The 7808-nt window shown below is 52.0% G+C and carries 6 protein-coding genes; all 6 read right to left on the minus strand.

Going from position 1 to position 7808, the window contains the following annotated elements; translation table 11 throughout:
- Window positions 1-48: 48 nt before the first annotated feature.
- The 6 genes from QZT71_RS04965 to QZT71_RS04990 all read right to left on the minus strand — a co-directional run bounded on the left by QZT71_RS04965 (window position 49) and on the right by QZT71_RS04990 (window position 7747).
- Complete coding sequence (locus QZT71_RS04965; RefSeq protein ID WP_295913321.1) at window positions 49-1230, minus strand: hypothetical protein; 1182 nt, start codon at window positions 1228-1230, stop codon at window positions 49-51.
- A gap of 87 nt (window positions 1231-1317) precedes the next feature.
- Window positions 1318-2850 carry a sugar transporter gene (locus tag QZT71_RS04970; protein ID WP_295913323.1) on the minus strand — a complete coding sequence of 511 codons (1533 nt, stop codon included), beginning with the start codon at window positions 2848-2850 and terminating at the stop codon, window positions 1318-1320.
- A 10-nt stretch (window positions 2851-2860) separates the two neighbouring features.
- Window positions 2861-3964 carry a GNVR domain-containing protein gene (locus QZT71_RS04975; RefSeq protein ID WP_295913325.1) on the minus strand — a complete coding sequence of 368 codons (1104 nt, stop codon included), beginning with the start codon at window positions 3962-3964 and terminating at the stop codon, window positions 2861-2863.
- 42 nt (window positions 3965-4006) lie between these two features.
- On the minus strand, window positions 4007-6412 hold the full coding sequence (locus QZT71_RS04980; protein WP_295913328.1) for an SLBB domain-containing protein: 2406 nt from the start codon (window positions 6410-6412) through the stop codon (window positions 4007-4009).
- 25 nt (window positions 6413-6437) lie between these two features.
- Window positions 6438-6596 carry a hypothetical protein gene (locus QZT71_RS04985; RefSeq protein WP_295913330.1) on the minus strand — a complete coding sequence of 53 codons (159 nt, stop codon included), beginning with the start codon at window positions 6594-6596 and terminating at the stop codon, window positions 6438-6440.
- Window positions 6597-6658: 62 nt separating this feature from the next.
- Window positions 6659-7747 carry a nucleotidyltransferase family protein gene (locus tag QZT71_RS04990; RefSeq protein WP_295913333.1) on the minus strand — a complete coding sequence of 363 codons (1089 nt, stop codon included), beginning with the start codon at window positions 7745-7747 and terminating at the stop codon, window positions 6659-6661.
- Between the last annotated feature and the right edge of the window lie 61 nt (window positions 7748-7808).

The raw sequence follows: 7808 nt of genomic DNA on the forward strand, positions 1-7808 counted from the left end.
GGAATGTATTATTTTAAACTTCTGGCAATAAGTTTCAACATCACGATCTTAACAATAAATAAATCCAATCCGTATGAGTTGTTCCCGTAATTGTCGGGCCACGGATACCGGAGAAAGCTGCTGGCGGATATTAATAAAATCGGTGTCAGGAACAAACCTTCCATTGAGAATTTCGGTAAGTTGTTCTACCATAACCATCGGAGACGGCGCCAAGACACCAAATCTCCCATATTTAGAGAACAAATAGTTAAAATAATCATTTTCCAATGCAATAATAGGCTTTCCAAGCGTAATGGCATCCATTACAGCACCACTCGCAGTCACAGCATATGTTTCCCGCGAATGGAGAAAAAGCAGATAATCGGCTTTAGCAAGCCTGTGAATCAACTGTTCGCGGGACATTTGGCAATTTACAGGCAACGTCGCCACCCCCAATGTCGCAAGATATTCATTATCTACACCAGCGACATGCCCTGTCACGGAAATTGACAGACGCAAACGATAATCATCAGGGATAGCCTTGACAAATTCTAGAAAAGCATCGGCCCCTTTTTGTTTGTTCAGCGTCCCCACCGTACTGATGCTTATTCTACCGGATGTATAAGAATCGGACTGCGGATTTCTACTGGCAAGACAGGGATGGTCAAAAACTATGAAACGCTCTATTTTATCCGTAGAGATATAAGATGCCAAATTCTCTTTTAACTTTTCTCCTAAAATTGAAAAATAAAGGTTGTCTGCAATTCGAATTCTGGGATTTCGGAAAAAAGAACGGACCAAACGGGCAATAAGTTTCGTTAGGATTCCTTGTGGAGTACGGTCATGCGTCAGATATTCCAATTCACCGTGACAACAGACGATTATTTTGCGCTTCCGAAATTTATTCAAAAAATTCAGTACCCGTAGTGCAAATACATTATTATAGGGAATAACAAGTAAAGCACCCACCGGAATACACCACAGGTATTTCCAAATATTCCATGCGCCACATAGATAACGCCACAATAATGAAAGACGCCCATTCCCTTCAGGAACAAAAACAGGTTCATAGCGGACTTTTGCAAGCGTTTCTTCGTCGAGCAAAGTCTTCATATTAACATAACTGCTGCACGACAATCGGCACTCAACTTGGCCGAAAATCAAGACACACATTTCCAGCAATGCCGCGTTATACACTTCATGTGTCTGGCGCACTCCAAATGTATCTACATAATAAATCTGCTGTTCCATCTCTTAAAGTTCGCGACCCGCTGTTTGACAATTAAAGAATAACCCGAATGGGAGGGGGGGGGCAAAGCTACCTGGTACGCCTCATTTTTAACGCCTAAAAATACGGCAAACACAGTTTTTCATTCCTTTCGTCGCCCAATATAATCCCAAAGTCGTTACAAAGCCGAAAATCAGCATATAAACCATGCCGGTGAAAATAAATCGCATGAAAGAAGTTTCCGGCGCCAAAATAATTTGCGCCAGAACGATTCGGACAATAATGAAAGCCGCAATTGCAACCAGGACATGTTTTAAATACATTATCATATATCTTCTGAATCTTACTTTGAATCCATCACGAAAGAGGAAGTAAGGCTTCCAGCAAAAAACGATCAGAATTAAACTTATCAGAACACCTGCAAGAATTCCGTGAAGTCCGAAAAAATATCCCAGCAAGACCGACATAACGACATTAATGGATGCTTCTACTATCGGCGCCCAGATATCTTGAAACAAACCATAGGCATTGATATAAGCATCGACAGTCAGACGGGAAAGGTTTATAAACATAATAGCGACCATAAGGGCCAGCGTCACATCGTCGAGTATATATTCTGCTCCAATCCAAAGTGTAATAAATGCAGGTGTCAGCGTATATACTCCAAAACAGAGGATACACACCAATAGAAACCGGACAGAAAAAAGCATTTCGAATACATTCATGATTTGTTTCCTGTCGCCCTCTGCGACCAGATTTCCCACACCGGCATTCATGCTGTTGAATAAAGCAGTCATCAGCGAGGTAACACCCATAACAATAAGCATATAGTTACCGTAAAGGGCCACGAGAGACAACGATGCATATGCATATATGATAATCGGACTGGTCTGTGCAAGAGCAAAACCGCCTATCTTATGAAAAAACAGCTGTTTTATCTTCGTGATAATATCCGGATATTTCCGGTTCAACCGCCTGCCCAGCGAAATACTCGTTTCGAGATAGGGGTAGGTCCGGCGAACAATCCAATTAAGCGCCACCGAGGCGATTACAGCAAAGACCACCTCAAGCACCAGCCACCAGACATATCCGTTGTCAAAATACTTAACAGCGAAAATCTGAAATAAGGTTTTCACCAGAATCGCAGCCTTATAGCTATACTGGATTTTATACTCCTGCTGATCAGCCGAAAGTACAATCTGTTTGTAGTTCACGAAGTAACTCAACAGGGCGCTGACCAACAGCACAGCAAATGAAGCATAGGCATACCACAAAGGCAGCGGCATCTTGGCAAAAATCCAAGGAAAAAAAGCCATCAACACCGTACTGCCGGCAATCACGACCCAAGCAATACGACGATACATCCATCCCTGCAACGACACGATCTCATTAATCGCCGTGGTATCTTTGTCGAACAACGGCTTGTACAATGTGCAGGCAATGGCTGTACCGATTCCGAGTTCAGCCAGATTGAGAAACTGCAGCAGGTTCGTAGCCGTGGTGTTCAGGCCTAAAACCTCGGCGCCGAGATGATCGAGAAAAACCTTGCGAGAAAAGAACTGCAGGACAAGGTTGATAAAATAAAACCCCAACGCCACCGCACTGTTCTTAACGCTTTTTGCGGTTCGCGACGTAGCAACCATTATGAATGCTCTATTCTTTTTTTAACTGCTTTACAGCATCCTTTCCAAATAATACCCATGCGCACCCGATGATTCCGCCCAGGCATATGAATCCGGCAAGAATCAACATCTTCGAGGGTTTGGATGCACTTACAGGCACACTGGCCGGCTGCAACACCGTATATACCGGCGTGCTCTCCTGAACTTTGGCCCGGGCCATCTGCAGCTGCCCGGCCATTTGGTTATAAATGTTGTAAGCCAGGTTCATTTCGTTCTGCAAACGCTCCTGTTCGGTGCGCACGCTCCGCAGAATCACATCCTGGTTGGCATCCATGTAACGTGCATATTTCTGCTGTGCGTCGTAATACTCCCGCTGTGCCTCGTCGAAGAGTTTCTGGGTGAAGGTCAGATCCCGCCGCGCCTTGTCCGTACGGTATGCCGTAATGTAATTTTGCAGATTCGACAAAACCGTATCCGTCAGGGTCGCAGAAATCAGCGGATCCTGCATCGTCACCGAAAGCGTCACGACCGATTTCTTATCGACGATCACATTGATCCGGCTGTTCAGCATCTTCACGACGGCGTTCTGCTTACGCGTCAGCCGGAACGTATCCACCTCCCCGCGCTCCGCGGCCGGCTTATCCTCCGCAAACCACGACATCACCCACCCCACGGCCTTGAACGGCAGGGAGATAACCGCGCTCCACCACGGTCTTTTCGTATGGTTGAGCAGGTAGTCGTACACATCCGTTTCCACATCGCCCTTACGGGTCGCCACCTGCACACGGAACAACTCCGCCGCGAAGGGCACGGACGCCACCACGTCGGGATACAGCCCGGGATAGACGGCATCGGCACTTCCGCTGCTGCCCATATTGACTCCGGCCATGCTGGCCAGGGCGCTTAACCCGCCCAGCGAATTTTTGGCCGACGTTATTTCAGGCGCCAGTTTGACCGTCGTCGTATACTCTTTCGGGATGCTGAATCCTACGATCAACCCCACCGCCGCAGCTATGCCGCAGCACTTGAGAATCAATCGCCTCCCCGTCCAGGCTTTGCGCCCCAACTCCAGCAAATCGATTTCGCCCTCACGTACCGGCCGCACAGGGCGTTCCGGCGTATTGGTATCTTCCATTCCTTTCGATATTGAATAGTTTACAGAAACAGGCTCACGCCCCTACTTGGCCATGTTCGCGATTGACGCCGCCATCGTTCCTACCGATGCGGCGGAGGTTGTCAGCCCCATGATTTCGGCGAGGCTCATCCCCTTGCGGGCGCGTTTACCGGGTATGACGATTTCACACCCGGGCTCTATCCGGGCCTTCCCCTGCCCTTTTACCCGCGACATGGTACCGTTCATATAGATGATGTAGGCTTTCCCTTTTTTCGCCCGGCTGCCGTATCCTCCGGCCTGGCTGATATAGTATTTCAATTTTTCGCCCTTGATGAACAATACCGTATTCGGCTTCATGATTTCACCCGAAATTTTCACGGTGCTGACATACTCGGGCACGACCAACCGGTCGCCCTCGCGCAAAACCATATCGTAGTCCGAGCCCGGATTGGCCAGCGCCTTGTCCAGTTCGATACCCACCGTGTAGCGGTCGTTCATCTGCAGCTTCTCGACGGCCAAGGAGTCCGCTCCGCTGTTGCGTCTGGCCAGTTGCACCACCTCGTCCCGCACAGCGCGTTCCTCGTCGTTCATCTCCCGTATCAGGCGGCCCCCGCGCACATAGGCGTCATCGGTAACCCCGCCGGCACGTTTCACCAGATCCGAAATCCGTTCGTTTTTCTGAATCAGCGTATATCCGCCGGCGAATACGACCTCGCCGTCGATGCTGACGCGCCGCTGCACCTGATAGGCCGGACTCTTGCGGACTTCGACCATATCGTAGGGCTGCAATACGAACCCGGGCGTCCCTTCTATTACGAAACCGTCCTTGACGGCGAAAGAAAACACTTCGCTCAACGCACTGGAGGCCTCCAGGCTCTTCGGGTCTTTCAATCGGCGCGCCACGTCGACCCTGACCGTCGAAGCACCGTCCAACAGGCCGCCGGCCTGAATAATCAAATCTTCCAGCGTCGTATTGTCTGCAAAAGGATATACCCCCGGGCGGGACACCAAACCTTCGATTCGGAACGCCCCTTTCTCCTCCAAGTCACGGACGCTTGCAATCTCCAGCACATCATTCCGCCGCAGGGATATATCCGGCACGGTACCGTTGATAACGCCTTTCAAATCAACGGCAACCGTTTCTATTGACAAATCTTCGTGTTCGCGGTACAGCAGCGCGCGGGCCAGGAATGCATCCCCCTTCAATCCGTCGGCACGGTCGATGAGCTGCCTGACCGTATTCATATCTTCGCCCAGTTCGTACATGCCTTCCCGGTAAACGGCACCCCGTACCTCCACCCGGTTGGCGAACCGGTTCAGGATAGTTCCGACGGAAACCGAGTCCCCGTCGTCCAGTTCAAAACCGGCATAGTCCGATTTGTCGACGTTGAACAAGCGGTACTCCCGGCCCGTCCGGCGCACAAGGCGCACCTCTTTCGAATAGGCATCCCCGGTAAATCCGCCCGCATAGTCTATCAACGTACCCAGCGTTTCTCCCTTCTTCATCTCATAATACATCGGACGCTTGACTTTTCCCTCGACACTCACCAGAGCCTCATAGGGCGGCACCACGATGACATCGCCCTCCTGCAGACGAATGTCGTCGGTCGTCTTGCCCTCGAGCAGGTAACCGTATACGTCCAGTCCGGCGAACTGCTTGCCGCCGCGCATAACCTGGATGTTCCGCAGGCTGCCGATATCCGTCACGCCGCCCGCCCTGTACAGGGCATGGAACACCGTCGCGAACGACGACAGGCGGTACGTCCCGGGCACAGCGACCTCGCCCATGACATTGATCTGTATTGTCCGGATCTGGCCGAGTGTTATCCGCACCTGCGATTCCGGCTCGTCACCCGCAACCCCGGCGTATTTCCGGGCAAAGACCTCCCTCACTTTCTCGTTCGCCTCCCGGATGGTCAGCCCGTTCAGGTAGAGCGGCCCTATCTGAGAAACCATGATATTCCCTTCCGGCGATATTTGCTGGCGGATATTCGTTTCGTTGGCCCCCCAGATATCGATGATTACCTCGTCGCCCGGCCCCAATTTGTAATGCTCGGGGGTGGCGACATTTTCGTTCGGCTCGAAAGTCAGGTTCGTGCGGTTGAAAACATTACGTCCGAAAACGGGACGGGACGGGTTCCGGCCGGCCACGGCTGCCGGTGCCGCAGACAAGCTGTCCGCCACCCCCGGAACCGCATCGTCCGCCGGGCTTTTCCGCTGCCGCGACCCGGCAATCACGTCGGGCACCCCGGCGTCGCCGGCCTTTCCCTCCTCATACTGGACTTTGAGGCGTTCCAACTGCGACTGCGTCACTCCGCGCACCACCAGTTCCCTGCCGATCTGGTTTTTATCTTTCCCGGCGCTTATGCCGTTTTTCACATAGTCCACGACCTGCTGATCGCTCATCTGGGCCTGTGCCGTGCCTGTCAGCCCCAACAGCAACAGGGACACGAATAAGAATTTGTACATTATTGTCCGATTAAATTTGTCAAACCTACCGGGAATTCCATTTCCCGTTGAGAAGTTCCAGAAGGCGGGAAATACGACGTACCTCTTTCTCGTCGTCTTTCGTCACCGGAGTCCGGCGGACGGCCCACCACAGAAAAATATAGAACAGGACGAGGAATATCGCCCAAAAGAATAAATATTTCATAACTGCTTCATTTCCAAATCCGGCTGTGTATCCCGCTGTCCCGGCAGAAAACCGCACGGGGTTCAGCGGGCGAACGACCGGGGTTTCAGCAGGTGGCTGTATACCTGCCTGAAAAATGTCCCGGCAAGGCTTTCGCGGTACACAATCCGGTGTTTCCAGCGGTTGGCCAGCCAACGACGCATTTTGAATCCGACAATCCGGAAGAATCCCTTTTCGGGGAATTTACCACCGAACTCCGGATGCAAAATATCGTTCAGCACCCGGGTTTCCAGCTTCGCATTCCGCTCGAAAGGCGGGAGCAATACCGCATCCAGCCCCAGGTAATCGATTGCGAGGGCGTTCATGCACCACAGGAACCGGTGCATATTCACCCGTCGGGCCGCCGCGCGCAGCTCCGGCCAGTCGATCATCGCATGGTAACGGCGGATGAACATCGCCCAGTCGGCCAGATGCCTTATCCCGATTTCCGCAGCGGCGAAATGCACGGCGGCATGACGCAACAGGAATAGGGCGTTGAAACGCGGCCCAGGCAGGTAAATCTCCGCATCCCCGACCCGCACCTGCCCGCCCGGCGTTTCGGCATACTGTTTCAGCAACCGCTCGATTACCCGGTTGGATGCATGGGAGTGGACATTGAGGAAGTCATAATGGTTCTCGACCATGATTCCGTCGACGAAAAAGACCGTATGGTGATGCTTGTCTTCGTCAATCCGGATATGCCGCTCCCGGCGCAGCAGCTCGTCCGCTTCACGCTGTTTTCCGAACAGCCAAATATCGATGTCACCGCACTGCCGATGCCCGGGACGCGGATAGCAAAGGCTCAATCCGTACCCTTTCAGGAGCATCAGCGCAATAGCATGTCCGGCGTAAAATCCCGCGAGGTCGGCAAGTGCCTCCTTTTGCTTTTCGTAGCGCCGTTCTATCTGCTCCACATGATAGGCCCATTGCAGGCGCAGGGCATGCGGCAACTGCTTTCCGGCCTGCAACTCCTGCAATGCATCCCAGACCAGCGCCGCCGTTCCCTGCCTGGCTGCGAGTCGGTAAACTTCCTGCCATCGGTCGGCGGACAAACCGGCAGGCGCTTCCTGCAGCATCCGCGTACGTAGCCCGTGGCGCAACAAGGCAAAATAGCTACTCTCGGTATCGGTCATTTACCGATTTCTATACATTTCCCGGTAGTATTTTTCATACTCGCCGGATGTTATGTCGTCC

Source organism: uncultured Alistipes sp., from assembly GCF_902388705.1.
Taxonomy (GTDB): Bacteria; Bacteroidota; Bacteroidia; order Bacteroidales; family Rikenellaceae; genus Alistipes.

Coding starts and splice junctions, on each gene's coding strand:
- QZT71_RS04980 (WP_295913328.1), bottom strand. CDS start 6,412: ATGTACAAATTCTTATTCGTGTCCCTGTTGCTGTTGGGGCTGACAGGC.
- QZT71_RS04985 (WP_295913330.1), bottom strand. CDS start 6,596: ATGAAATATTTATTCTTTTGGGCGATATTCCTCGTCCTGTTCTATATT.
- QZT71_RS04990 (WP_295913333.1), bottom strand. CDS start 7,747: ATGACCGATACCGAGAGTAGCTATTTTGCCTTGTTGCGCCACGGGCTA.
- QZT71_RS04975 (WP_295913325.1), bottom strand. CDS start 3,964: ATGGAAGATACCAATACGCCGGAACGCCCTGTGCGGCCGGTACGTGAG.
- QZT71_RS04965 (WP_295913321.1), bottom strand. CDS start 1,230: ATGGAACAGCAGATTTATTATGTAGATACATTTGGAGTGCGCCAGACA.
- QZT71_RS04970 (WP_295913323.1), bottom strand. CDS start 2,850: ATGGTTGCTACGTCGCGAACCGCAAAAAGCGTTAAGAACAGTGCGGTG.